The 26,669-nt window shown below is 41.8% G+C and carries 27 protein-coding genes and 1 pseudogene; 8 read left to right on the forward strand and 20 right to left on the reverse strand.

From position 1 onward, the window contains the following. Positions 1 to 129: 129 nt before the first annotated feature. The 3 genes from QWT69_RS13390 to QWT69_RS13400 all read right to left on the reverse strand — a co-directional run bounded on the left by QWT69_RS13390 (position 130) and on the right by QWT69_RS13400 (position 3,506). Positions 130 to 2,019: a bifunctional metallophosphatase/5'-nucleotidase gene (locus QWT69_RS13390; protein ID WP_317966399.1), complete on the reverse strand. Its 1,890-nt coding sequence runs from the start codon at positions 2,017 to 2,019 to the stop codon at positions 130 to 132. A gap of 98 nt (positions 2,020 to 2,117) precedes the next feature. Then, on the reverse strand, positions 2,118 to 2,834 hold the full coding sequence (locus tag QWT69_RS13395) for a GntR family transcriptional regulator (RefSeq protein WP_317966401.1): 717 nt from the start codon (positions 2,832 to 2,834) through the stop codon (positions 2,118 to 2,120). 57 nt (positions 2,835 to 2,891) lie between these two features. Beyond that, positions 2,892 to 3,506, reverse strand: a complete 615-nt coding sequence (locus QWT69_RS13400; RefSeq protein WP_317966403.1) for a sterol desaturase family protein — start codon at positions 3,504 to 3,506, stop codon at positions 2,892 to 2,894. A gap of 515 nt (positions 3,507 to 4,021) precedes the next feature. On the opposite strand from QWT69_RS13400, the pseudogene QWT69_RS17330 reads away from it, so the two are divergent. After that, positions 4,022 to 4,249 (forward strand): annotated as a pseudogene (locus tag QWT69_RS17330) (DDE-type integrase/transposase/recombinase); the annotation flags it as partial. 136 nt (positions 4,250 to 4,385) lie between these two features. Here QWT69_RS17330 and QWT69_RS13405 read toward each other — a convergent pair. Then, complete coding sequence (locus QWT69_RS13405; RefSeq protein WP_317966405.1) at positions 4,386 to 4,835, reverse strand: DUF4362 domain-containing protein; 450 nt, start codon at positions 4,833 to 4,835, stop codon at positions 4,386 to 4,388. Positions 4,836 to 5,063: 228 nt separating this feature from the next. On the opposite strand from QWT69_RS13405, the gene QWT69_RS13410 reads away from it, so the two are divergent. Together QWT69_RS13410 and QWT69_RS13415 are read left to right on the forward strand one after the other, a co-directional pair. Further along, entirely contained in the window at positions 5,064 to 5,330 is a 267-nt protein-coding gene (locus QWT69_RS13410; protein ID WP_317966407.1) for a hypothetical protein, read from the forward strand. 206 nt (positions 5,331 to 5,536) lie between these two features. Continuing rightward, positions 5,537 to 5,941 (forward strand): YuzC family spore coat inner layer protein, encoded by a 405-nt coding sequence (locus tag QWT69_RS13415; protein ID WP_317966409.1) that lies wholly within the window; start codon positions 5,537 to 5,539, stop codon positions 5,939 to 5,941. Between the two features lie 259 nt (positions 5,942 to 6,200). Here QWT69_RS13415 and QWT69_RS13420 read toward each other — a convergent pair whose 3' ends face one another. The 10 genes from QWT69_RS13420 to QWT69_RS13465 all read right to left on the reverse strand — a co-directional run bounded on the left by QWT69_RS13420 (position 6,201) and on the right by QWT69_RS13465 (position 14,683). Beyond that, positions 6,201 to 7,424: a copper amine oxidase N-terminal domain-containing protein gene (locus QWT69_RS13420; protein ID WP_317966411.1), complete on the reverse strand. Its 1,224-nt coding sequence runs from the start codon at positions 7,422 to 7,424 to the stop codon at positions 6,201 to 6,203. A gap of 1,161 nt (positions 7,425 to 8,585) precedes the next feature. After that, on the reverse strand, positions 8,586 to 9,014 hold the full coding sequence (locus QWT69_RS13425) for a hypothetical protein (RefSeq protein WP_317966413.1): 429 nt from the start codon (positions 9,012 to 9,014) through the stop codon (positions 8,586 to 8,588). 33 nt (positions 9,015 to 9,047) lie between these two features. Next, positions 9,048 to 9,257, reverse strand: a complete 210-nt coding sequence (locus QWT69_RS13430) for a hypothetical protein (RefSeq protein ID WP_317966414.1) — start codon at positions 9,255 to 9,257, stop codon at positions 9,048 to 9,050. A gap of 14 nt (positions 9,258 to 9,271) precedes the next feature. Then, positions 9,272 to 9,715, reverse strand: coding sequence for a PH domain-containing protein (locus tag QWT69_RS13435; RefSeq protein ID WP_317966415.1), 444 nt, complete (start codon positions 9,713 to 9,715; stop codon positions 9,272 to 9,274). A 570-nt stretch (positions 9,716 to 10,285) separates the two neighbouring features. Further along, positions 10,286 to 11,410, reverse strand: coding sequence for a Ger(x)C family spore germination protein (locus QWT69_RS13440; protein WP_317966416.1), 1,125 nt, complete (start codon positions 11,408 to 11,410; stop codon positions 10,286 to 10,288). A gap of 4 nt (positions 11,411 to 11,414) precedes the next feature. Beyond that, a complete protein-coding gene (locus tag QWT69_RS13445; RefSeq protein WP_317966418.1) occupies positions 11,415 to 12,518 on the reverse strand; it encodes a GerAB/ArcD/ProY family transporter in 1,104 nt (367 codons plus the stop codon). Beyond that, positions 12,519 to 14,063 carry a spore germination protein gene (locus QWT69_RS13450; protein WP_317966420.1) on the reverse strand — a complete coding sequence of 515 codons (1,545 nt, stop codon included), beginning with the start codon at positions 14,061 to 14,063 and terminating at the stop codon, positions 12,519 to 12,521. Between the two features lie 45 nt (positions 14,064 to 14,108). After that, entirely contained in the window at positions 14,109 to 14,231 is a 123-nt protein-coding gene (locus QWT69_RS13455) for a hypothetical protein (protein WP_317966422.1), read from the reverse strand. A 90-nt stretch (positions 14,232 to 14,321) separates the two neighbouring features. Next, complete coding sequence (locus tag QWT69_RS13460) at positions 14,322 to 14,486, reverse strand: universal stress protein (protein ID WP_317971105.1); 165 nt, start codon at positions 14,484 to 14,486, stop codon at positions 14,322 to 14,324. Then, positions 14,471 to 14,683, reverse strand: coding sequence for a hypothetical protein (locus QWT69_RS13465; protein WP_317966424.1), 213 nt, complete (start codon positions 14,681 to 14,683; stop codon positions 14,471 to 14,473). Before QWT69_RS13465 ends, QWT69_RS13460 begins: the two co-directional genes overlap by 16 nt. 145 nt (positions 14,684 to 14,828) lie before the next feature. Here QWT69_RS13465 and QWT69_RS13470 point away from each other — a divergent pair, with 145 nt between their 5' ends. After that, a complete protein-coding gene (locus tag QWT69_RS13470) occupies positions 14,829 to 16,868 on the forward strand; it encodes a catalase (protein WP_317966426.1) in 2,040 nt (679 codons plus the stop codon). A gap of 157 nt (positions 16,869 to 17,025) precedes the next feature. Here QWT69_RS13470 and QWT69_RS13475 read toward each other — a convergent pair whose 3' ends face one another. After that, complete coding sequence (locus tag QWT69_RS13475) at positions 17,026 to 17,577, reverse strand: hypothetical protein (protein WP_317966428.1); 552 nt, start codon at positions 17,575 to 17,577, stop codon at positions 17,026 to 17,028. A 416-nt stretch (positions 17,578 to 17,993) separates the two neighbouring features. On the opposite strand from QWT69_RS13475, the gene QWT69_RS13480 reads away from it, so the two are divergent. Next, complete coding sequence (locus QWT69_RS13480) at positions 17,994 to 18,767, forward strand: SDR family NAD(P)-dependent oxidoreductase (protein ID WP_317966430.1); 774 nt, start codon at positions 17,994 to 17,996, stop codon at positions 18,765 to 18,767. 224 nt (positions 18,768 to 18,991) lie between these two features. On the opposite strand, the gene QWT69_RS13485 is transcribed toward QWT69_RS13480, so the two are convergent. From QWT69_RS13485 to QWT69_RS13495, 3 genes are all read right to left on the reverse strand, one after another. Further along, positions 18,992 to 19,471 carry a hypothetical protein gene (locus QWT69_RS13485; protein WP_317966432.1) on the reverse strand — a complete coding sequence of 160 codons (480 nt, stop codon included), beginning with the start codon at positions 19,469 to 19,471 and terminating at the stop codon, positions 18,992 to 18,994. 169 nt (positions 19,472 to 19,640) lie between these two features. Beyond that, positions 19,641 to 20,366, reverse strand: a complete 726-nt coding sequence (locus QWT69_RS13490) for a Fic family protein (RefSeq protein WP_317966434.1) — start codon at positions 20,364 to 20,366, stop codon at positions 19,641 to 19,643. Between the two features lie 419 nt (positions 20,367 to 20,785). Beyond that, complete coding sequence (locus QWT69_RS13495) at positions 20,786 to 21,460, reverse strand: DNA alkylation repair protein (protein ID WP_317966436.1); 675 nt, start codon at positions 21,458 to 21,460, stop codon at positions 20,786 to 20,788. Between the two features lie 235 nt (positions 21,461 to 21,695). On the opposite strand from QWT69_RS13495, the gene QWT69_RS13500 reads away from it, so the two are divergent. The 3 genes from QWT69_RS13500 (at position 21,696) to QWT69_RS13510 (ending at position 24,966) form a co-directional block, all read left to right on the forward strand. After that, positions 21,696 to 22,934 carry a hypothetical protein gene (locus tag QWT69_RS13500; protein ID WP_317966438.1) on the forward strand — a complete coding sequence of 413 codons (1,239 nt, stop codon included), beginning with the start codon at positions 21,696 to 21,698 and terminating at the stop codon, positions 22,932 to 22,934. Between the two features lie 24 nt (positions 22,935 to 22,958). Next, on the forward strand, positions 22,959 to 24,137 hold the full coding sequence (locus QWT69_RS13505; protein ID WP_317966440.1) for a hypothetical protein: 1,179 nt from the start codon (positions 22,959 to 22,961) through the stop codon (positions 24,135 to 24,137). A 97-nt stretch (positions 24,138 to 24,234) separates the two neighbouring features. Next, positions 24,235 to 24,966 (forward strand): hypothetical protein, encoded by a 732-nt coding sequence (locus QWT69_RS13510; RefSeq protein WP_317966442.1) that lies wholly within the window; start codon positions 24,235 to 24,237, stop codon positions 24,964 to 24,966. 150 nt (positions 24,967 to 25,116) lie between these two features. Here QWT69_RS13510 and QWT69_RS13515 read toward each other — a convergent pair whose 3' ends face one another. Together QWT69_RS13515 and QWT69_RS13520 are read right to left on the reverse strand one after the other, a co-directional pair. Beyond that, the gene (locus QWT69_RS13515; protein WP_317966444.1) at positions 25,117 to 25,869 is read right to left on the reverse strand and encodes a cytochrome P450; all 753 of its coding nucleotides are present in this window, start codon (positions 25,867 to 25,869) and stop codon (positions 25,117 to 25,119) included. Next, complete coding sequence (locus QWT69_RS13520; RefSeq protein WP_317966446.1) at positions 25,866 to 26,375, reverse strand: cytochrome P450; 510 nt, start codon at positions 26,373 to 26,375, stop codon at positions 25,866 to 25,868. Before QWT69_RS13520 ends, QWT69_RS13515 begins: the two co-directional genes overlap by 4 nt. Positions 26,376 to 26,669: the final 294 nt, after the last annotated feature.

A 26,669-nucleotide genomic window follows, 5' to 3' on the forward strand; every position in this document is an offset into this window, starting at 1 on the left:
AAGCTGACCAAGGACTTTCTTCGGTCAGCTTTTTTAATTATTTATCTAATTGAACGAGTGCCAGTCACTCATACAATTTAGGACGGTTGGCCAGTGCATGATGTCAATTCAGTGCTAATGCATGCAAAGTTACCGAATGCTATTTAACGAGGTCCTGCGCTTTCTTCTCTTGAAGATAAAAACAAGAAGTGCAGTCACAATGCCAATCAAACCGAGCCCAATGCCGTACACCGTCAAGATAATACCATTCGGTTTTTGAACAATGGCCAGTACATTTGCGTCGTGCTCCACAATTTTACGGTCTTGTGTCTGCTCATAATAGGCAGGCACTTGTGCACGACTGTCTACCTTCTTGAAGGACTTGAAATAATTCGCAATCGCATACCATTCTTTCACTTCCTGATGACCGTTCATATAGAGGATCCGGTCCTCAAAATCGTCCACAGGTGTCCCATCTTCATTTTTCGGCACAATCGACAGGATGCCGAACGATTTTTCATTGACATACGGAAGCATTTGCACAGAATATAAACCGCCGATGACACGATACAGTTTTTTATCGTCGATGTCTTCCTTTGTCCCATCAACGGACTGCAAGTTGACGTCTGTCACTTTATTGAACAGGAAACGGTTTGTATTGAACGTATAACTTAACCCTGCAATATACAATTGCACTTCAGGCATAATCGGCGTAATTGATGCATCGACTTCTGCGATCGTTTTTAATTCTTTTCCCGTTAAGTAAATATCAAGTAGCGGATACCCAGAAATCCCATCCGGTCCGATACCTAATGAATTCACATTGAACACATCGGAAACGGTGATATCGCCTTCCATAAACGAATTTCGTATATTTCCGTATGGAACGACGGCTGCGGCTATTGGTACATAGTCGCTTCCTTCCAGTTGTTCAATCGTGTGCATAAATGCATCCCCTATTAAATTGCCAATCGGTTCTTCCTTTTGTTCCACTCCAAGCTCTATGAACGGCGTGAAATCAAAAGACGAGTGTGCTAACACTTCATCGAATTCCATTCCGAAATCTCGTAAATACTCGTTCTGGATTACTTGCTTATAGTTGTTGACTTTCGCATCGATTAACGGGTCCGATGGAAGTGAGTCATCGATTTTTCGTAACTCATACTGATTGACTGCCCATTTGCCCTTTTCATCTTTAGACACATTGAGAATGCCTAGATGCTCACCATACTCCCCGGCGGATGCGACAATCGTATTCCCGACAATGATCGGTTCTAGTAGCGTCGTATGACTATGGCCACTAATAATGACGTCAATGCCCGGCACTTTCTTTGCGATCCGTTCATCTTCTGAAAGCGAAGGGTCGTCCGACGTACCTGAATGAGAGAGCGCAATGATTAGGTCGACGCCCTCTTTTTTCAGCGCAGTAACTGTGGATTTGGCACTTTCCACCCCATCTGCAAAGCTGACGCCTGACATTGGCGCATTGCCTGCAGCTTCTTCTCCCATCAGCCCAAATAGACCGATTTTGACTCCTTTACGTTCGAGAACCTCATACTCTTTGACACCATATTCGTCCATTGCTTCTTGTAGTGGTAGGAGGTCGGCAGTGACTTCCCCGTCTTTGTCTGTCGGGAATACGACATTGGATGCAACGATTGCCGGAAGCGGTGCCCCACTGCCTTTTGCAGCCAACAGACTTTTTGTGAGCCCATCCGCCCGAAAGTCGAATTCATGATTGCCGAATGTCGTCGCATCATATCCCATCTGTCCAAGTAACTGCAATCCGGGTGCGTAGGTAGTGAAAATTGTTTGGAATAAAGTCCCCATCGCGAAATCACCCGCATCGACTAAAAGCGCATCCGGATCGATTGCTCGCTGTTCCTCAATGGCACTAGCTAACCTGCCATAACCACCGACAGTCATTTTCCCCTGTCCCCGCTCGACTTCAAATGGCAAATAATTATCATGCAAATCATGTGTGAAGAGGATTGTGATCGAATCTTCCTCTGAATCCGCGCTTCCCTTTGGAACATTCACAAAGATTGCTGACGTCAGTAATAAAATGATTGAACCTAAACGAACAAGTAAGTTAGTAATGATAATTCCCCCTCAACTATGTACCTCTTCCTCACCACTTATTGTATGTCAGCGAACCTGAACTTCACGCCGACTTTTTCATGGGGTGATAATTGGCTCTCCCACAGTTTATAACTTTTTTCCATCATAGCGTATGAGAGCTGTTCTGCTTGGCGAGCATCTCCTTTTAAGGCGGCGTCCATCAGCTCTTTATAATAGCTTAATGATGCGTGGCGGCGAAAAGAACTGTCAAAATATTTCTCTGCTATTTTCACGTAGGCCGGCTCAAAACTGTTGAGCACAAGTGAAAAAAGGGGATTCGCTGATATTCTTGCCAGCTCTCTATGAACCTTCCAATCATATGAAGCGAACGCTTCTGATGTATCTTGCAATTCATCGATTGCAGAAAGCAATCCGACAACTTTAGGATGATTAAGCTGAACCGCTTTTTTTACATAATGAGGGGTCAATGCGATACGCATTTCCAGAAAGTAGAGAACGAAAGCATCAGGCACTTGGTCGAAGTACTCGATAATATCAACAATTGTCGTACTGTTTCCCCCGTACCAATAATCATTCACAACCGCACGCTGCCCTTTTCTGAGTGTCAGCCACCCGCCATGGCTTAATCGTTGCAACACTTCCCGAATGGCTGGTCGCCCTATTTCATAATTTGTAGCCAATTCTCTTTCTGTTTCTAACAGACTTCCTGCTGGATAGTCTCCTTGTAGAATAGCTTTAATCAATTCTTTTTCAACCGTTGCTGTTCGACTCATCGACAAATCTCCTTTTTTCCTACGCAACCTATGGCGCACCGAAATGCTCCCTATCACTCAGTTGCGATTTTCTAAATTCTTAGCCGTCTCACTTTTCTCGACGGACTTTTGATCCTTATATGTTCCAAATGTCTTATCGACAGATGTATGGGTGACACCAAACCAGTAATTCTCATTTTTAAAATGATGCCAAAGATGCGCTTTTTTAATATTTCTCCCAAGTGCCGTGCGTGGCTGAACTGGCCGATGGGCAATGTAATGCTTCCATTCGTAATACAAAAAATAGACGACTATGCCTGCAAGATAAGCAATCATTAACTGGAAACTGTTCGTGATGAGGTAGAAAATCAGTGCAAAGATGGAGAAGCCCGGCAAACTGAACCAAATCGGTAGGAACAATAATTTCAAATCATTCGGATCAGCATGATGATCAAAATGTAAGCGCTTAATCATTTTCAATAAAAAAGGGCTTTCCGGTGTCTTCATATGAAATAAAAACCGATGAATGACATATTCACTCAATGCATACGTCCCCATCCCGATGACAAAGGCAATCCACGTCCCAAAGTACAGACCATGATAAAAAGTGTAGCCGATGAGTGGAAGAAACAGAACAAGCATAATCATAATGTCTGGATACAGCACAAACTCTTTTACGTATTTCGTATTCATTGACACGCCTCCTGTTCGTCAGTTGAACATGATGCAACTTGTCCTAACCGAGTGAGCAATCCCCTTGGTAAGACCAAATATTATCTTGGTGTTACCTAAATGTATAGTGTTCAGAAAAGAATGTCAATTATTTTTTAAATTATTGCCAGACGCATTGTAATTTTAGTTTCCTTATCAATCAATAATTGTATCTAGTACAAAAAGAGAGTCTCATAATGTTCTTTCATTCCTACTTACATTACATATGTGATTCCTTTTTGTCGTATTGTTAAGTAACTAGCAAAAAATCCCAAAGGGGTGATTAGCTTGATTTTATTTTTGGAAAACCTAAAAGATTTATCCTTTTTATTGATACTTATTTCGAGCTTTGCATATCGTAGACACCTCAAATTAGCTAGAAGGGAAAGACAACTTTCTAAGGTGGAAATAATTTTATATATATCCACCTCTATTGCAATTCCTCTTTACGGAGTTACTTATTTCATGCTCCTTGCATAAAACGCCGCTAAGAAGGTCATCCTGTCCTATCGAATCGAGACACCTTTTCAGCCTTTCGCGCCCTGGATGATATGTTCAGGAAGATGAAGACCATTCCAGAGAACCTGAACATCGTGGTGGACGGAAACCCTATCTACCTGTTGGCCCAACAATTCTTCGCGCAGCATATCCATTTTGATGTGACAAGTGTAATTGGGCTGACAAACGAAGACTCTGTGTCAACTGAATATCGTCCATTGAAGCGTAGACATACCACTACCTTTTTCCACTGTTTGTCAAGAGCGATTGCGGTACATAGTCGCGAATTTGAATTTTCATAGAATTATGGACACTACCTTCCCGTTCCTCCGTATTGATTATTTTTACTCTACTATAGTTCAGTTAATGTTCGTGATCTTCTATCTGCTCTTTCAAAATGTGTAAGAGCGAGAAGCTACGATCAGCATCCCCCTGTTCGCAACCTTCTAGCGTATACATGAACAATTGTTGCCGCTCTTCTGCCACAAGCTCCGTGCAGGACATGTTCCTTTTACGAGGTATATCTCCTCGCTCTTTATTTTTCGAACGATCGATTTCCAAATCATATGCGGATCCATCGAAAGATAAATTGTACAATGTCGGATTCCCTTCAAGCGAGTAGTTGGCAATCCGAACGGAAGCTGCCTCTTCCGCTTCGACACTTTCTATAAATTGTTGAAACCGGTCAAAGTTGAAAATGGGTCCATTCATATTGATCACATCTCCATTTTTCACCGCTTTTTCACTATCGTACGAACAAGCGGCTAATAAGCATGTCCCAAGGAGCAAAAGTGCGTAGCGTTTTTTCTGCATCCAATCCCTCCAATAACTGACTTTGTGCTTCGCCTACACTATATGCGTGAACCGGGCTCTTTATCCCGACGTAATCTCTCCGTTTCCCCGTGTAAGCGTGTGCTTTCATAAGTGACTTCCCCTAACGGCATTCACTATAATGATATTAAACGAATGCATGTATGCCGACAGTTTTTGAGAATAGGGATATGAAAAAGCGCATTCGGATACTGGAGGCGTGATTGAAAGATGAATAAAAGACAAAAGAATAAGGTAGGCACGCGATTTCACTTGCTGCGACAATCAAAGCGGCAGGCCGAAAAGAGGAAAGGACAAAAGTGTATTGCGTATAACATTGTCGAAATGGGAGAAGATGATTATTCATCTTTTATGGAAGAAGGCGGCTACGGTCCAGATTATTCAAACGCAACCCATTGGCTCGTCAAGGTCGTCCATCGCAACGATGTTTTCTTTCTAAATGAGCACGCTCCCTATCAGACTCTCGTTTACCCGTGAACGAGTCAAGGAACGAGCGATTCCATATCTCCGATACACATACTCTTTCATTGGAGAGATCGACCGCAAGACATGCTTCCTTTTTTCGACCAAATTACGGAAGATATGAAAAACGATAGGTACCGGTCAGCCGATTACTGAATCCTACACACGCGTTTCTCGCAATAGGCATATACTGAGACATCGACGGAATGTGGAGGTTGCCTATGTATTATTCTTCTTTTCCGTATGGCTACAATTTCCGGCAGCAAGCTTTCATACCGGTCCATCCGGCATATATTGCGATGCCGACACCTACGCCGCAAAACGGAAAAAGTCCATTTCCCCAAGTAGATACCAGAAAATTCAACGCTTCGGCTGAACGGTTCAAAGAAGTGTTGAATCAAGCGAGTCAGTTCATCGGTACGCTGACGTCTTCAGATGACTTCGCCCAGAAACTGATGAATGCCGCGCAGCGGTCAGAGCAAAATGAAGTCGAACGGCTCGTCCGCTCGACGGGAGTGACAATTAACTACACACTCAGTTATACGCCGAGTGGCATCCGAATCGATTTCTCAAACAGCGATGCCCAAAACAGCTGTTGCGCATTACGTATGGCGCTAAGCTGGTGAGATGGATGAAAAATATAAGGAAGCCAGTTAATGAGTTGTGAACTGGCTTCTTTTTTTCTACGCGGGTTAGAGATGAACCTACAAAAAGACAGATGAAAGTGTAAATGGAGCTTTCCATCACGGGTGAAAACGCTGGGGATCGAAACGCTGAAGAACCCCCTATCGTCATCGCTTCCTTAAAAAAGCGTGTAGATAAAGGCGGCATACGACTTGGTCTACACGCTGAGAGAATCAGGCTGGCTAGCTGTTTTTCTCTTCCTTATTTGACATAGTAATTCCGCAGACCGACTTGGATATCCTCCATATCCGCATCATGAATAAAGAATAAGGCTTTATGGACTTTTCCATCGCTGCCTGTCATCGAGATTGTATTGTTTTGGATCTTATACTTTCCTTTTTCATCTATGCCGGAATGGCCCATATGTGCTGAAGGATTACTGTTTGCTGCCAAGCTGCCAATGCTAATCCCTGAAAGGTCGAACTTCCCATTTTTATGAAGGGTTAAGTTATACGTCCAGGAGTTAGCGGCAGGAGTGACGCCGATTAAGCCTGAATAGCCCATAAACGTATACGTATTATCGAATGTCGTTCCTTTAGGGACCGGCTCCACCTTTGTTAGCGCAATGCCGTTTATTTCAAGGAAACCATTTTTCGTCTTCTTGATTGGCATGGTTTTTCCGTTACTTAGCTTCAGCTGTCCTTTGCTAATCGAATAGCTCAGACATTTTTCCTTTTTGCAATCAATCGTTTCAGGACCTCCATTCGCTGGCGGGCCAATCAAAACCTTTTTATTCGGCAGAAACGTGTACATCTCCCAACACATGCCGCCACATTCATACCCGCCAACATCACTCCGGAATCCCGCATACATCCCGTTTAATTTATTCAAATCAACAACAGCTTTTGGTTTTTTCGTTACTTTCGGCTTTGGATCCTCTTTCTTCTTCGCAGCCACTTCCTTCGCTTTGGCAGCTAAATATTCTTTGACCTGCTTATCCAACTCTGCTTTATTCATGTTATTATCTTTCATGAATTTCGTGGTCAGTATAGAAACTTCGGCGACATAAGGATCCCAGTAAACGATAGCCCCTGTCGCATCTCCAACGAATTGCAGCGGTACTTGTAACGCCCCATCGATGTTTTCAGCTGGAGCTTGAAGTGCAACTGTCTTGCCATTTACTTTCGCCGTCTTTTCGCCGACAATTAACGTAATTGTCCTTTCACTGTCTTTCACCGTCAGCAGTTGTTTCTTCGGTTCCCACACAACTTTCATCCCTAACGACTCAAAAACAGCCCGTACCGGAACAAAAGTCAACCCATTCTTAATCTTCGCCGGAGTTTTCGTGTCCAGTTCATTCGTATTCAAGTAAATTTTAATAAGGGAATCTGCAGAACTCGCAGAGGCTTTCTCTTGTTGCACAGCTATTCCAATGACCAAAACCGCAGCAAAACAAACAATCATTCGATAAATCCATTTAGCCAATTATAGTCTCCTCTTTTCATGAAGTCTGAATATGTAGTATATGTGTACTCGAAAAATCTGATGATTATGTACGTCCATTTGCGATTTGGACGAGAGGAACGTAACGGAGGAATAAAAAAAGCAAGAATCCATTTCATTCTTGCGTCTCCTAAGTGATTTTTTATGAATTATCGCCTTTTCTCAATTTTTCGCTGCACTATATATTCGACAAAAAGAACAAAGATGCCAGGTAGATGACAAAATCGGCGCGGACGGGCATTTACAGCAATCCTAAATGACCGCCGGAAGGCAATATCGGTGCGGACGGGCATTTACAGCAATCCTAAATGACCGTCGGAAGGCAATATCGGCGCGGACGGGCAATTAGAACAATCCTTAATGACCGTCGGAAGGATAAATCGGTACGGACGGGCACTTAGAGCAATCCTAAGTGACCGACTGATGGCAAAATCGGCGCGGATGGGCATTTACAGCAATCCTAAATGACCGTCGGAAGGATAAATCGGTGCGGACGGGCATTTAGAGCAATCCTAAATGACCGACTGGTGACAAAATTAGCGCGGACGGGCATTTACAGCAATCCTAAATGACCGCCGGAAGGCAATATCGGCGCGGACGGCCAATTACAGCAATCCTAAGTGACCGCCGGAAGGATAAATCGGCGCGGACGGGCACTTACAGCAATCCTAAGTGACCGACTGATGGCAAAATCGGTGCGGACGGGTACTTAGAGCAATCCTAAGTGACCGCCGGAAGGCAATATCGGCGCGGACGGGTACTTAGAGCAATCCTAAGTGACCGCCGGAAGGCAATATCGGCGCGGACGGGCACTTACAGCAATCCTAAGTGACCGCCGGAAGGATAAATCGGCGCGGACGGGCATTTACAGCAATCCTAAATGACCGCCGGAAGGCAATATCGGCGCGGACGGGCACATACAGCAATCCTAAGTGACCGCCGGAAGGCAATATCGGCGCGGACGGGCACTTACAGCGATCCTAAGTGACCGACAGATGGCAAAATCGGTGCGGACGGGCAAATACAACGATCCTAAATGACCGCAGGAAGGCAAAATCGGCGCGGACGGGCATTTAATTCAATGACAATCTTGCATCCATCACTTGCCTCGTAATCTAGCCGAATAGGAAGATACCTTTTAGTTCATTCCCCATACTTCTCGTTAAAATCCTCCACCCACTCCATATCGATTGGGCCGTTTAGCACGTAAAAATAGCCATGCCTCCACATGATTCGATGTTCCATTACGTGGGCATGGAGAGACTTATGCCCGTTGGATATGTCCAAGGTGAATCCATGTTCACTTGATACATTGGAATCCCAATCATCATCTTTCATCTTCTTAACTTGATAGCGTCCGAGGAATTCTTGCAACTCTTCCACAGGTTTCTTCTCTAGTGTTCGCCATCCCTCAGGATGCCCCTCAACGTGAAACGACATCCCCTTAAACTCCTCCGTATACAGCGCAAAAACCTCTCCCAAATTCCTCTCTCGATTGTCATAAACCTTTGCTCCTACGACACCGCCTACAACCGCAACCGCTACTAATAAAACCATCAATTTCTTTCTCAAACACCGTTCACCTCTTTACTAAAAAACACAAACTCAATCCTGACGATCCATCAAATCCCGATACATACGTTCAAACAGCTCAACCGGCATACTAAAATGCGTCGTCTTATCATTGTGCACATTGGTGACTAGCTTCACCTGATCACCTTTTACTTCCGCTTCCAGCAACGCATTCTCCCATGTGTCACGAACCGATACAGTTTTCCCGTTCTTCTTGGCCATCTCTTTGTACTCGAAATGCATCCCCCACACCCCTTTCATGTATACAATGCCGCGTCGACCTCGATTGTCGGATTTTCTTTCAGCAGCGTCTTGATGAACAACACCCTATCCTTAGGCGAGACAAGTGTCATTCCGTAAGCACCATAGGCAATCTCAATCCGGCTAATCGACAACGCCGGTGCAGATAGCGGGTTCTTTGTCGCCCTCAACTTTCGGATGTCTGCAATCTTCACCTTGCTTTTGAAAGGACCAAAACGTATCGTAATCAACCCATCTTCCACTTTATAACCCGTGCCAAACCACAGCCACATCAGAAAACCGACCATGACAATTGTCATCAGAATTCCCGGCACACTTTTATACGTAATGAGTTGCACCCCTATAGGTTCTCCCCCGAAAATATAGGCGGAAATATAGAACAAGACTAGTCCCCAGACAAGAATTGTCAGCCACACATCCTTTTTAGACGGGAAATACATTATTCCTCACCTCTTTCACCAAAACAATGAATTTTCCAATTAAACATGACAACTAGTATACGTTCCGACTGTCTAAAGGTTTCATTTGGAATAGCCATAGTCGAAAATTGATAACGTCTTTCTTTAAGTAAAATGAATTCCTTACTCCCTCTGTTTAAACACTTCACCCATCTAAAATAATAAGTTAATCATTCAAGAGGTGATGACTGGCAGATGCAAAAAAGCCTGTGACACATCGGGCGAATCGAGTGAAATGCTTCCACATTATTTGGTACGTGCTAGTCCCAAGCTGTTCTGAATACGACTTATTATTGGGTCCTTGTGCGAAAGTTTATAGATTACAATGAAAAAACAGGGCTTCATAGTCATCATGAAGTCCTGTTTTTCGGCTAACAAATTTCTTACTTTCGGCATTTTAAACGGTGCGTACCAAACACTTTACAAAGTACTGCCGCCCGAACAATTTGTTTCTTGTCGTAACTGGCCTCCTACGTTCATCCAATAGATTGGTCAGGAACGGGTAACTTTTTATGTTTTAAACATGCGTCCACCTAACGTAAACAACAATGACTATTCAAAGACTCCGCTTCGGATAAGGGTGAAATCCACATCAATGTTCACGTTTAAATCCTTGTACAGTTCATGCCACTTCTCTTCTGTCAGATTAGAATGTCGAACAACGCTTCTGTAATATTCACCTAATCCGTAAATATCTGAACCAACTTCTTGACTGTAAGCAATCACCCTGCCAATCTCACTTTCCAGTCTTTTATTGATTGCTTTCTCGAGCAGTTCCGCGTTTTTAGCCTGTCCGACATTAATATTCTGCTTTATTTCCAATATCCTTGCTTGCATTTTAATATGGATGTCGAATTCAAGTTGTTCGGGATTGACTAGCTTAACCTTTTTCTTTGTTTTAATTGGATCGAACACGATACTAATTTCATCTACCTGAGTCGGCAATAAAGATGACGGTAAATCATCGCCTTTTATTATGATTTCATTTCTTCCAGCGCGAAAATTTTCCTGCCCTAATTTCACGTAAAAACTATCTTCAACTGAAAGCGTACCAACCATTTTACTACTGTCAAATAAGGCAATTCCCGAAATCGACACTAACTCCTGGTCTCTCTTTATGATTGGTATCGCAATGTCCCTGCCTACGGTATAATAATCAAAAGCTACTTCGTGAAGTGTAGATGAAACCATCTGCTCATTTTGAATGTTTTGTTTAAGTAATTTGTAAATATGTTCTCCGATTTCAGGAATATTCGCATACTGGAATTCAAGCACCGGCCTCGCTTCACCCTCAACCACTGTTAGATAAATCCCATCGCTTATTGTCGGATTTTTCAACATCGTATCAATATAATGACCAATGCCTTTTTTTGCAAGTTCTTCCCCAAATAAAACACCTCTCACTTGACCGGACACTATTTTTTCAGCTGTCCTGTAATTAATCTTTGAACCTGTTCCTTCTGTTGTCTCATTTTCAGCAGAAATAATTGAAACGGTACTTTCTAAATTCGTACCTACTTGGCGGACAACTGCTGTCGTTTCCACATCTTCCTTCTCCCCTAGATCAAAGCCAATCAGAGTGGTTAAGCCCACCCTTTCTAATAGCTTTACTTCTGCACAACCCGTCAAACTAATGCCAAGCAGTATCAGAACACTAAAACACAAGATTCTTTTCATTTTTTTACGCCTTTCGCTTGTTTACTTTGTTTTTTATTTTTGCTACTACATATAAGAGAATTGGGTAAACAAAGATGGTGTAAAATGCGATGCGACTAAAGTGATTATTAAACATATTGATTTGAATTCGTGTTGTTAAAGAAAAGCTTGCAATGAAAGTAATGAATGAAAATATCCATACGAACTTTTTTGCACTAATGTTTACTATGCGTATAGTCCCCCGATAAGCAGTCCATACAAACAGACAGAGATTTGGCAGTATAATCAACATCCAAAAACAAATCACTATATATTCCATTCTTTCAACAAATGGGAACTTCACAATACTGAACAATGTCAAAGTGGCCCAAATGGTTTTAGACAATTGTTCCCCACTGAAATAAGTTAACGACACCAACATAACGGCAAGGTAAATGATTGTCGTTAGGAACAAACCAAGATGAAGAGGTTTGTTCACATTTTCTTTATCCTTAATAAATGGATAAATGACATATAGGATTTCAAAGCCAACAATCGTAAAGGTCATGGATTTAACACCTTTAAATATTTCGCTCATATCTGCCTCCAACACCGGTAAAAGGCTTCGCGGCTCAATATATTTCATCGGAAATCCTAGCACTGGAAGAAGTATGATCGAAAATACAAAACTGAAAAAACAAATGCCTACAATGACCCGCAAACCACCTGTAAACGAATAAACTACGATTAGCAGCAAAGAAGCAACGAGAAACCATGTCTTCAAGTTCGGAAAAACCCATGATTGAACAACTTCTGCATAATTCATCATAACAGCAAAAAATGCAGATGAAATGTACAAAATGTAAAGGCTGTTCAAGAAATTCCCAATCCATTTACCGTATACGTCCTGATGAATACCATATAAGTCATTCGAATCGTATAGGTGTAATGTTTTTAGCATGAAGATTGCGATGATATGTGTCGCGAGACCTGCGAGTACTACGGAAATCCATGCATCATGCTTGGCATCCTGATAGATAATGCGTTGAAAACCTTGTATGCCAACGCCAATCTGCGCTGATTGAATGATAAAAAAAAGCATGAAAGCATTGAATGTCTCACTCGGATGAATGTGAAGGTTCGTTTTCACTTATTCCACCTTCTGTTCATGTTTCTCTGGATTGATTGGCTCCGGCTTATATTTCACTTTATCCTTCGGTCGGGTATTCGTTGGTCTTCTATCTGTAAAAGGCAAAGGAAGTCTGACTAGACTATCGCTCCAATCAAAAAGTCTAGGAGGATAAAAAGGGGCGGTGTATGGACTACCCAAGCTTGACTGTCGTAATAGATGGATCAGAATGAAACAGAATCCTAACATGATGCCATAAAATCCCCAAACGCCAGCTAATAAAATCAATGGAAATCGAATGACTCGAATCACATTCCCCATCGTATAACTTGGCGTAGTGAAGGATGCCAATGCAGCCAAAGCAACAATAATAATTAAAATATTGCTCGTGAATCCTGCATCCACAGCTGCCGTTCCAATGACGATACCACCAACAATACCAATCGTCTGACCAACCTTTACCGGTAATCGAACCCCTGCTTCCCTTAACAACTCAATAATGAGTTCAATTAGCAATGCCTCAAATAGGGGTGGAAACGGAACCAAAGCTCTCGACTCACTTAGCGGAACTAAAAGTGATTGTGGAATGACTTCATAATGAAATGTTAATGCCGCAACATAGATGGGGGTCAAAAAAACCGATAGCACTACCGCTCCAAACCGTAATAGTCGGATAAAAGAAGCAATCTCCCATCTCTGATTTTGATCTTCCTGGCTTTGAAAGTACTCCAGAAATGAATAGGGACACGCGAGTACAAGCGAGCTTCCATCCACAACGACCACTAATTTCCCAAGTAGTAGCTCCGCACTAATCTTGTCGGGTCTTTCAGTCAGTAACATTTGTGGAAATATCGATAAGGAGTTATCACTAATTAACTGAGCTAGAATTGAACTATCTAATACCGAATCTATCTCAAGGTCGATAATCCGTTGTCGCAGTGTATTGAGCATTTCATCGGAAGCGATGCCATGAATATATAACAATGCAATTGATGTATTCGATTCTTTACCTACTGTAAAATTTTCACTGCAAAGGTTCGGATTTTTTATATACCTTCGAATCAAAGAAACATTCGTTGAAAGACTCTCATTAAATGCGATTTGCGCACCGAGTACTTGAGATTCATTTTCAGGTGCTGATAATTGCCGTCCTTCAGTAGTCGGAACCATCCCTAACACGACATCTGCATAGCCCTCGACATGAATGAGGACAGCCCCCGCCATCATCGCCTGTACAGCATCCTCTATTTTCGGAGTAATTTCCACTTGCGAAATGGACAAAATCGTAGATAAGTCTTGGGGAGATTCAATTGGCTGTTTGAACAAGTCCTGAAGGATATGATTATTGAATGATGCTATATCCATTACGTTTTCTATATAGATAAGCGTAAGATTCGGCGGTAAGGACTTAACAACCAAATCAGATGTGTGATGAACAGCCCCACTTACCGCCCGAATAAAATCCGACGCTACCGATGGCACCACTTCCCCCGTATTTACGTTATCAATTGTTTTCTGTTTTTCATTGGACGTTAATGTGGATTTTCTTTTAAACAGTACACTCACCCCCATGACAATCTTTGCTAACAGAATTGACTTCACGGGGGTAATTTAAACATTTCCGATGAAGTACGATTCGTCACCATAAAAAAACACCAATCCTTCATCGAAAGGTCGGTGTAATTGTTTGATAATCGATTGAGTGCCTGTGCGTGGCATTTTCATACTAATCAACGGGGTTGTGAATCCTTTTTCATCCTTTGGCGATACATGCATCTCTACATAGTTGTCTGCATGACTTTATAATTATTGACGTGCATAGCTTCACACGCAAATCACTGTCACCATCCGCCACACTTGTTCAGGTCTACGGATGACAAGTACATCACATTTCGCAGAGCATACAATGTTTTCAGAGACGCTTCCGAATATAAATCGTTCAACTGCATTGAGACCTATCGCACCACAAATGATTAAGTCAGCTTGGATTTTTTCGGAAGGTCCGGTGCAATCATCGTTTTGGTTGAGCCGTAGTCGACATGCACAGTAACGTTTTGCACACCTGCTTGTATGGCTTCCGCTTTGTAGTCATTCAATAATTCCTCAGCGGATTGATAGGCGCTTTCAGCGATAGAACGGTCATAAGCCTTAACAGTAGAATATGCCGATAAACCTTGTCTTTTCAACCTTTCATTTAAGTCTTTTAAAATTGCCCTATATTTATAATATTCATTTCTGCACCTACAGAAGATTCGATACCAGGCACACGCCCTCGTTGACAGACATATATATATTGAGCGAACATCTACTACCTACTAGGAGTGTGAAGATTTGACGAATAATGAAAACCCGAATAAAAAGCAACAGCAATTGGATGAGTTCCGCAAGGTGAATGCCGGAAAACCATTGACAACGAACAATTCAATTAAAATTTCGGATGACGATCGAATTTTGACAGCGGGCGAACGGGGTCCGGGCCTCTTGCAGGACTTTCAATACTTTGAAAAGATTACGTCTTTTGTCCATGAAGAAATTCCCGAAAGAAAGGTGCATGCAAGAGGATATGGCGCGCATGGGGTTTTTGAATGTTATGAGTCGATGAAGCAATTCACAAAAGCAGATTTCCTACAGGAGGCTGGAAAAAAGACACCGTTGTTTGTCCGTTTTTCAACTGTGCAAGGAAGCAAAGGCTCTAAAGACACCGCCCGGGATCTGCGCTGCCTTGGCGTCAAGTTTTACACAGACGAAGGAAATTACGATATGACGATGATCTCATTCCCTGTCTTGATCAACCAAGATGCGATGAAGTTCCCTGATATCATCCATGCCTACCAGCCTGAACCACGCACCGGCATGCCTCAAGCTTCCGGGGCACATGATACATTTTGGGATTATGTTGCCAATAATCCTGAAGCACTTCATATGACATTATGGGTCATGTCTGACAGGGGGATTATCAGAAGTTATCGAATGATGGAGACCTGGTCTGTCAATACGTATCTCTTTGTGAATGCAGAAGGTGTAGCCACTTTTGTGCGATTCGTCTGGAAACCAGTGCTCGGTTCCCACTCCCTCCTAATGGATGAATCACAGAAAATAGGCGGCATTGACCCTGATTATCACCGACGTGATCTGCGGGAAGCCATTGACCGCGGTGCGTTTGCTGAATATGAATTGGGTGTGCAACTAATTCCGATGGAAGACGAATTCAAGTATGACTTCGACATTCTCGATTCTACAAAGTTCTGGCCCGAAGAGCTGATTCCAGTTCAAATCATCGGTAAAATGACACTGAACCAAAATGTGGACAATGAATTCGCTGAGATTGAGCAGGCAGCATTCAATCCTGCAAACGTCGTTCCCGGCATCGATTTCTCCAATGATCCTGTATTGCAAGGTAGGCTGGTCGCTTACAAGATTGCACAATATCACCGTTTAGGCAGCAAGAACTATGATGATTTACCAATCAACCGTCCTGTATGCCCGTTTCATAACAACCAGCGTAAAGGTTTTATGCGATACAAAATCGATGTGGATGAAACAAGTTATCATAACAACTCCCTGGAAAATAATACCCCTTATACGACGCCGCCTGAAGATGGGGGTTATAAACATTATCCAAAGAAAGTTGAAGGGGAGATCACTAGAAAACGCAGCCCAAAGCTCGATGATTACTATACACAACCCAGGATTTTTTGGAACAGCCTTTCCCGAATTGAAAAACAGCATATGATCGAGGCCCTTAACTACCAAATCGGTAGTGTGAAAAGTGAATCGGTTAGGCAGCAATGCGTGGATATGCTTGTGAATGTCGATCGAGAAATGGCTTCCATCGTCGCGGATAATATCGGTGTGAAACGGCCAACAGGCAATAACGTCGAAGTCTCCACTAGCTACCCTTCCCTCAGTCAGACGAGCACACCGAAGTATGCGTATTCGTTGCGCGTCGGTGTATTAGTCGGTAACGGATTTAATGCGAAAGAAGTGGCGGACACGATAAAAGAGCTAGAAAAGTACGGTGTCTGGGTCGTCATCGTGAGTGAAATGCTCGGCACTGTTACAGCGAGTGACGGTACGACGCTTAAGGTGGATGAGTCGTTCATCACGACAAGCCCGTATTTGCTTGACTCTTTATATATCGTTGGAGGCGAATCAGCGAATCAACCAAACTTTGATTATCAGATGGCTGATTACATTCATGTCGCCTACAAAAACTATAAACCAATCGGAGTTGCGTCAACGGGGCATTCCTATATCCAAAAATCTCCTACCATGAATATGGCAGGCGTCATATTCGCTTCAAACAACGCTGACTTTGAACAGGAATTTCTACTGGCCATTACCCATCAGCGTTTTTGGGACCGAAGATAATGATATAGTCGTGCACGCTTTGAATTCCATCGAGAACAGGCATCTGTCGCTTAAGACAGATGCCTGTTTGAGTGTGTTTCTTAAGTTGTAAATGGAATCGGTGTCGGAAACAGATATCGTCTGAATTAAACCTTCCATAGGCACCTTTTTAATCCAATTATTCATCCAGCAGTTGCGCCAGTTTCTCCTTAACCGTTTCAGTGGTTACAAGACAGCTCACTTCAGACCACTTCGTCTGAATCATCAACTCATACCCTTCATTCAATTCGGGAGAATAGCCATAAAACCGATGATGTATATCGATTGGAATGAACGTATAAGATTGCATCCGATCCCATGGCACAAACCGCTGCCCGGCTAACACGCCGTCTTCCTGAACAGCAAATAGATTCCACAGCTTAGGTAAATTTAACAGCGACGGGATAAACACGAAAAGGAACAGCGTGTTGTACTTAGTGGTAAACAGCTCATACAAGACCAATGCAGTAAAAATCAAAATGAATACACTATGTATCCACACAGCCGTCTTCTGATCGGAAACAACTAGCCGACCAATCGGCTTCTTCGGTTGCATTCGAATGGCTTCCCAATCTTCCGCCGTCACAGGAAATACAACGGGCTTTCTCATTTTTATCAACACACGGACGAAACGGATACCGAGATAAAGTAAGAAGACCAACAATAGCAAACTATAAACTACAAACCTCATTCGAATCCTCCTATCGAGAGATGGAAATTGGACGAGTTGAACTGTGTCATGACGAGACCACACCGAGTCCTCAACCTTGCATACTGTACCGCTATCCTTCTCTTATGACAACCTTACAACGGTATCTACTCTAGTGTCTATGAAAATCTAATCAGCAGACACGCTAACAAGCATATTCATTTCCTCTCCCAACTAATGGGATTTTTCATTCCTCCTATTCAATGATTGTCTCCGATACAAATAGTGTTTTTTTAGTTATGCAATGTACTAAATAAATGCTCTTGCCACAACTAATTTGATGCCAAACTAGTTGTTTGATTTACTATGCATTAAGGCGTATGTTGTTCATTAGAAAGCATCGTTTAGAATCATTGAACCATTCTTTAAGTAAGTAAATCCGAAAAGGAGTGTTTTTCATGGTAGGTGTAATGGATGGAAAAGCAGGATTAGTAACAGGAGCGGGTTCAGGAATCGGTAGAGCGACTGCAGTTGCATTGGCAAAAGCAGGCGCAAAAGTTATGGTCTCTGATGTCAGTGAAGAGGCAGGGCAAGAAACCGTACAAATGATAAAAAATCTTGGCAGTGAAGCGGCCTTTTTCAAATGTGACGTTAGTAATGAGGAACAAGTCATCGGTCTCGTGAATAAAACAGTTGAAACGTTTGGCAAACTCGACTTTGCGCATAACAATGCAGGCATTAACAAAGGACTAAAACCAATCGGAGAAATGGATTCGAAGGACTGGGACATTACGCTACAAGTCAATTTGTACGGCACGTTTTACTGCATCAAGCATGAAGTAAACGCCATGCTCAAAACGGGCGGCGGCGCTATCGTCAATACAGCGTCAGGAGCAGGTATTGAAGGTTCACCGAATATGGCCCCATATACAGCATCGAAACATGCCATTGCGGGCTTAACAAAATCGGTCGCATTGGAATACGGTCAAAAAGGGATAACCATTAACTCGATTGCACCCGGCGCAACGATTACACCTGCGATTGAAAGCTGGTCCAAAACTTCCCCTGAACAATACGAGGGCGTCCTCGCATCACTTCCAGCTGGAAGAATGTCTACGGCAGAAGACCAAGCAAACGCTGTTGTATTCCTATGCTCAGACATGGCGAAATCAATCAGTGGTGTAACGCTAGCGGTTGACGGCGGGTATACTGCCGGGAAAATGCAGCAATAAAGTAGATTGTATGTAAAACGTCTGTATTTAAATAGTGGGTCGGGCAAGAAGCCTGATCCACTTTTTATTTTGGGTCTGTTAAATGGTATTGTTGCCTAAAGATTAATAAAGAAAAATGGACCCAAAAACAGGGTTCTTTTTTTCGCAAATCTGTTTCATCTAATGTCCTTTTTAGTTGATGAAGATTATTCAACAATCATACATTTTTGCAGCATAAAGCTTTACTAAAAAACCTGAACTAAACGCTTTTCAATTTGAAATTCAAATTCTCTAATGATTAGGTTAGTTTCAGCATCAAGAAGATTAATTTCAATTATTATGGAGTCCCAGCTTTCTAAATAAGTACGCTCCACAGATTTTTGAAAACCTCTTACTTCGGAACACTTTTTCAAGTAATGTGGCTCTTCATAAGACAAATTAAAAGTACTCTCATCAATTTTCCACTCATTGAACTGAATATTTATGTTTCGGTCAAGTTTATTTTGTGCGTCAAAACCAAAAAACATTTCTTTGGTTTCTTCATTATAATAAATCCCCATTACTTTCAAGTGAAATTCATTATCATTTATTAATAGTATTTGGATCCCTGTATTACCATCTGGCTCCCCAACCCATTCATTCCACTGTTCTTTAGACCACATATCCATTTTACTTGTATCATATGTCTTCATTATAAATTCAACAGCAACAATTTCTTTTGTCATTCATTACACCCCTAAGATATTTAAATAGTGGCTTATACAGCAATCGCGTCCGTTTACATAATATCACTGCCTATTTGGAAAAAACTTATTGCCGATCATGCCACCAATCATAGCTGATAAACCGACTACGATAATCTTTATTATAGTATTGATATTGGGGATTAAATACTCAAATTGTACTTAGATATAAGTCAAGAGAGTCTTCTACTTCACGTTCTACTAATGCTATAAAATCGCTATAATCTTCTGTCGTATGTGCTTTGTCAAGCGCTTCATAATAGGCCAATCGATTTTCCACCTTAATAATGACAGGAGGAAATCCATCTTTCATTACTTCTAAATTTAGCAAAAGTCTTGAAGTACGGCCATTTCCATCTATAAATGGATGAATGCCAACAAAAATAGCGTGCAACATCGCTCCACGCTCAACTGGATGAAGATCAATACCTTCGTTAAGATACCAATTCATCATTTGTTCCATTTTTTCTTCGATCAGATAATGTGCTGGTGGTCTATGTGTTGCGCCCGAAATAAAGACTTGTTCTTTACGATACGCACCTGCATACTCGTCATGAATTCCTTTCAGCACTAAACGATGTAGATTTTTTATTTGCCATTCAGAAAGAGGTTCTTTCATTTGAATAATTTCTTCAACATAAGTAATAGCATCTCGATGATTGATGACCTCTAAATGTTCTCTTAGTGTCTTACCACCGATTGTAATTCCTTCAAGGACCACTTTCGTTTCGTTCATGGTTAAGGTGTTTCCTTCAATCGCATTCGAATTATAGGTCCATTCTAGAAATAACTTTTCCCGTAAACTTTTTAATGTATATTTAGGCAAGGGACGGGCAGCATCTAATTGTGCCTTCTTTTTATTAATAACTTCAAACAAATAAGTAACCTCCCAAGTATACAAGTAGAGTATTTCTATTATTGTACCGCATATTGGAAAAGTTCTATACCTAATTGATAGTGATCATAGTTTTTAATTATGACGATGTGATTTTAGATAAAGATTTATGAAGCATCTACTTTGTCGCTACCACGTAAACGCGCCCTTTTCTTGAATAACCATGTTCGGTTAACGCCCCCGTTGGTCGCGACCGAGCACACCCCTCGGAAAGCGTGCCGTCTGAAGTGCAAAGCAACATTTTAAATACTTCATAATGGCTCTTAAAGAACAAAAGCACCGCTAAATACGATGCTAGTTAATGCTCATTTTCGATGTTAATTGGCTTGTTATTTCAACTTTTGTATCACTCAACAGAACGGGTTACCAATCGTGCATAAGATCCTTTATTTTTTATTTATTCACCCTATATGCTTCAAAGCCTCTCGCCTGCTTAATGGTTTCAACGTATGTTTTTCGACAAACCGCTTCACAATGACCGGGTCGGTTTTTGCGTACTCTCTCAATACCCAACCGATTGCTTTTTGAATGAAAAACTCATTGGATTCCACATGTTGCAAGATGATTTCAAATAACAGCGCCGAATCTGTTTCTTTTTTGAATTTTAACTGATGCAAAATAGCGGAGCGGTTTGTCCACATATTATCCGATCGTGACCAGTCAAGCATGACTGTTTTTCCATAGTCGCGGTCCATTTTGACGACGTGACCGACGAGATGTGGCGCGATTGAATCGACACTATCCCACCACGAATTTGTTTCGATGAACTTCAACAGTTTTGGATAGTCTTCAGTCGTAAAATGTTTCTTCATTTTTTCGAGCAAAGTGATTGCCGCATACTGGTACTCCCGCTCGGGTAATTCATATAATTTCCATGCCTCCTCAAAAACGTCACTCACTTCAGGTAATGCATACTCCTTGAATTGCTCACGTAATAGCTCTTTCCGTAGCGGACTTTTAATGCCCAAGAACGGAAAATGATGTTTCATATATGCTTTCATGGAACCTGCATTTTCAACATTCCGGCACAATTCAAACTTGTCGATAATCCCCTTGTGACTCCATTGCTTCTTCACTTGTCATCATCCCCACATTTTGCATACTTTTTAGATACACCATAACATTAATCGAACACACGTTCAATCCCGTGCTAAATATATAAAGCAAAAAAACACCCCCGGAAAAATCCTGCTGCTACGATATCACCCACACTATTGAACTATTGTAACTATTCAAGTATAGTAGGTTGCGATTGAATATTTAGAAATCACGAACGAATCGTACTATACATACGAAGAAGGTGAAGGTTTCATGAATTGGCATTACTTAAAACATGAATTTCTCATTACAGCAAGAAGCAGACGAACCATTCCTTTCGTTTTCTTCGTTGCCATTTTATTGTTCAGCTATTGTTTTATCATTTGGCCCTACGCAAATACAAAAGAAGCCTTCAATAAAAAGGAGACGGTGGAGCATTTACAGTATTTAGACGAACAGAAAGAGTTACGGGAAAGTATCGGAAATACAGGCCTCGTTTTTAATATGCAACGCGTTAAAACATTCCTTCAAGCAGGTAATCCCGTGTATGCAAATCTTTCCCATGAACATGATTTATATACGGCTATGTTGCAGTCTTTTGAGGATCGAAACTTTGAGCGCATGCTCCAATTACGTACGTTTTATTTGCAAAATAATCCGAACGAATATGTGGAGGACCGTTTTTTATTTCAGACCGCCCCATTCCCTAGTAAAGACCGGGAGCATGCCTACCAGCAAACGATGATGAAATACGAGGATTACCTCAGCAAAGATTACCCGGTCACATTTGGGTTGATGTATGAGAAAACCGGATTGCAATCGTTGCAGAATTTCCTCCAAAACTACGGGATGTACATAGTATTATTTTGCGTCATTTATTTTAGCAGTGACATCCTTTCAAGAGATCGAAAACATTCGTCCGTACTTCAAGGCTTGCCCTTATCTTGGTATCGCCAGCTGAACTTAAAATCACTGTCGGCATTTCTTTATTCCGTGCTGTTCATTCTCGGCTTTATTGTCATCGGAATGCTCGTCATGACGATTCAGTTCGGATTCGGACATTTTGATTTGAATGTCCCCATTATGATTGGGCAACAAACGATGACACCTGATAGTTACAGTGTCATATCGATCGCGGCCTATTTAGGAAAAACACTCGTCGTCCTGCCGCTGCTCATCATCCTGTTTGTCAGACTGAATATCGTTTTAGGGTTACTTTTTAAGAATGAATGGGTTGTGCTGTTTATCAGCAGTCTACTCTTGTTCTCAGAGCGGCTTTATTATACGCGCTCAACTCGAGATTTGTTCGGTAAAGACATCGGCCTATTCCCACAGACGTATTTTGATTTTGGGAAAATCATAGATGGGGAAAAGAACTTTTTGCTGAACACGGAAACGATTCACTACGCAAAAGGCATTATCATTCTTCTCATTACATATCTCATCATCGAGGTCATTTTGTTAATTGTTTCTCTTATTATGAATAAACGCCGATTCTATTTAGCAAAGTAAACGCGGGAAAGGAGGAAGGATACGTTGACGTTCTGGAACTATGTAGTATTTGAAGCAAAGCTATTACTATCGAATAAAAAAAATTGGATGCTAGGCCTTTTACTGATTCTCTTTTTCCCACTTTACTTTTCGCATTACAGTCAATTGGACATTGTCGGTATTAATGAAAAGAAAAATGAAGAAGCTGAAAAATTCATTGAGCTTTTTGATACATTTCCAGGTTCTGTTTGGATAACAGATGAAGGAAAAGAAATCCGTGCCATACTGAAAGAGCAAATTACGTTGATGAACTGGCAGCGCCTTTACTTAAAGACCGATGGAAACACAGACGGCTACTTTGGTGCAGGCGCCAACTTTGAGAAGTATTTTGATGCAGGACTTCAGCTAAACGAATTACGTCTTGATATGCATCGACGAGGAAACAAAGGGATTCAGCGAGATCATATTATGCCAGTTACTGAAATACAAAAAGAAAATGCGCTTTACCGGTATCATATGGAGCACGAAGTCCCCCTCGTCCAAGATCCATTCAAAGCGAATAATTACATACCTGTCGCATTGAACCTACTAAGCGGAACATTGTTTTGCATGTTTGTATTGCTCATGGGCAGCAGCATGCTTATACACGATCAGCAACATCCTTCCGTCTTACACGGGTTTCCTATTTCGTTCATGCAGAAGGCCATTAGTAAGGTAGGCGTCCATTTTGTACAGGTTATGTTCTTTTTATGTGCAAGTATAGGGATTGGCAGTTTTTATGTGGCGCAAAAAAAGGGATGGGGAGATTTAAGAACACCCGTACTCATTTATCAAGATGCAGATTTTATCGCAGTATCCACGCTGCGCTATTTGTTTTATATGCTTGTCGCATTTGCCTTAATTGCCCTGTTACTTTTGCTTACATTCCTCTTCCTTACACTCATAGCGAAGAACTTGTATGCGTCCATTATCATCATTTTATTAATCATACTGTCTCCACAACTTCTTTTAGCTGCAGGCGTTGAGTCAAATTGGCTCTATCCACTAAAACTTATTGATATCGGAGCTGTGCTAAGCGGGGATGCAGCAAAAGAATACGGGATTGAAAACCTTGATTTTAAGCATGCATATAGTTGGCTCGTCATCCTCAACTTGCTTGTCATCTTCATTCTATACGGCAGAAACAAGCTGATCTATAGAAAGAAAATGCACCTATCCTACTAAAATCAGATGAAAGGCTGGGAGAACAACATGCGTACACTTTCAAACGGAGCGGTTGTTTATGATGATGAAATCTGGCTACTAGAAATGGTGAAGCAGAATGAATAATAGAAAACGCTGCAATGCCAAAAGAAACTTAATCGCAGTTTTTGGTTCCCTACTTCTTTTGTCTGGTTGTCATAATTTACAAGGATCGAATCAAGAAATAAGTAACGCATACGCTGACAACTACGAGATTAGCGGAACGACACGAGATGACATTATCGGAACGGTTTCACCCGCCATTTTCACGACAGTGGATCGGAGTAATAAAGAAGCAAAAAGAAAGTACGGACCGGTTAGCTCCAAAAAAGGCGTAAAACTATCGCTTGAGACTGGAAGGTATATAATAACCGGACATCCAACAGGTAGGGTTTTCATTTATGATGAAGATGGTAACTTACTTGTCCAAGAAATCGTCGGAGATAAAGTCGGAGTACCTGCATTGACTGCTGATATCGATTCATCGTTCAGTGTCGTAATGGACGGTGGCTACGATATTGTAACGATAGAACCTGTAAAGACTAAGCTTTCTACTGAGTTGGCTCCTGGCATATGGGATGTCGGCTTGGACATTGCACCGGGGCACTATACAATAAGCACCCCCTACGGATATGGCTTTGTTCAGATTTTCGAACAAGGAGAAGAACCGCGGCTATTCGAATTGACGGCAGGCGAATTGACAAATTCTCAAAGTCGCGTTCAGCTGAAAGAAGGCCAGAAAGTACGTGTGTCTAAAGTTTCGATTGTTAACTTTGAACGGGCAAGTGAAGCGGATGGGGATGAAGAGTGATTATAAAGGGGTCTGGGCAACAAACAATCATGTTGGTTGTTGAATTTTATAAAAGAAGAAGTCATTCATCTGTTGAGATGAATGACTTCTTAGAGTGGATTATACAATTATAGGGTCGTGTTTGACTGGCTTATTGTATAGCTCACTTTATCAATCTTTAAATAACAGCGCTTTGCTATTTGGATAAGTAGGGAACTGATTCATCGGGATTGTCCAATCTTGCTCTGACACCGTAAATTCGAATGCATTCACAAGCTGATCAGAAAAGACACGCATGCTATGAAGTGTAATCCACTCCCCGGCACAGCGGTGCATGTCTCTGAATCTACCGCCACCTTGCGCAATCATTTCATATTCTTCCTCATACGAAAGGTCTTTTGCCTTCCCTACATACCGAGCCATATCAAATTGTTCAGGAGATTTGATTGCCCGCTCATCATGGTTACTCCCGTAGAGATCTAACACAACCCAACTGTCTTTAGGAATCAGGTATCCGTCCACTTCCACATCGTTTACTGCTATCGCCGGCAGCATCGGGAAAAATGGATAGTAACGGCGCATTTCTTGGATGAAAGGATCTTGCAAGTTATCAAAGTCTTTCTTTAACGCATCATACACATCCCTGTTGGCGAAAAGTGCATGTCCCATTAAAGCCATCCACACGGTTAACGCGACAGTTGGACGAATTATATTTAATAATTCAACAGCCGCCACCTCAACCGGTAACAATTCCCCGTCAAGATTTGTTGCATGCGCAAACGTATACAACGCATGATTCCCTTTACCCGGGACAGGATGTTTCCGTGCTTCTTCAATCAAATCCTTCGCCCATTTTTCTGACTCATTTCGATTGGATATCCCTTTCACATGGTCAATCGGGGAAGTTACCGCACCACTAATCATCGAAATTTGGTTTTAGCAAGCTTGTCGATCGTTTCGGCATCATATCGCTCCAAGTTAATGCCGGACCATTCACAAATCGCTGTAAATAAAACCCGATTAGCCAAATCAAACAGCTCAAATTCTCCATGCTGCTTCTCTAGTTCTTGTGACAACTTTGCCGCGAGGATATTACGGTAATCTTCCATCCTCTCGGGTGTCATTAAGTCCATAAAGTAATTTTTGCGATGATGGTGCTCTTGACCATCTAATGTTTGGACACCATCTTCGCCAAAAAGCGTTTTTAAAACGGGCTTCGGCATGGCTCCCTCGCGTTTAAAGTTTGCCGGATCGTAAAATTTTCGGGCTGCAGCTTCTCCGTAAATGACCGTGATGTCTTTCGTTAAAAACTTCGCTCTTACTACAGGCGCCCCAACGTCCTCTCGAAGCTCGCCTAAAAGATGATAGCCTTTATTATATAACTCCTTTAACTCTGTTAGTTTTATTTTTGTTTCTGGCACTTGTTTCACTATTTCATCCTCCTATATGTATACATGCGTTTTTCCGACATCTAATTCTTACTTTTTGTATTCATTCTTCAGTATTTTTATGACCTACTGTTCTTTTACCTGTTCGCTTGTCCAATAAACATTTCGGATAGGTGCAGGTTCGAGGAACCTCTTAGTACGGAGCACGCACGACTCAAAAGAAAAACGAAACCGATTGGCATTCCCTCGCCAGCGGTTTCTTTTATAGTAAATGATAGGTGCAACAAACATTCGCGACAATTCCATTCAGTTGAATAGCTATGCGTGAATTTTTTC

Origin of the sequence: Sporosarcina oncorhynchi (genome assembly GCF_033304615.1) — a bacterium.
GTDB classification, from domain to species: domain Bacteria; phylum Bacillota; class Bacilli; order Bacillales_A; family Planococcaceae; genus Sporosarcina; species Sporosarcina oncorhynchi.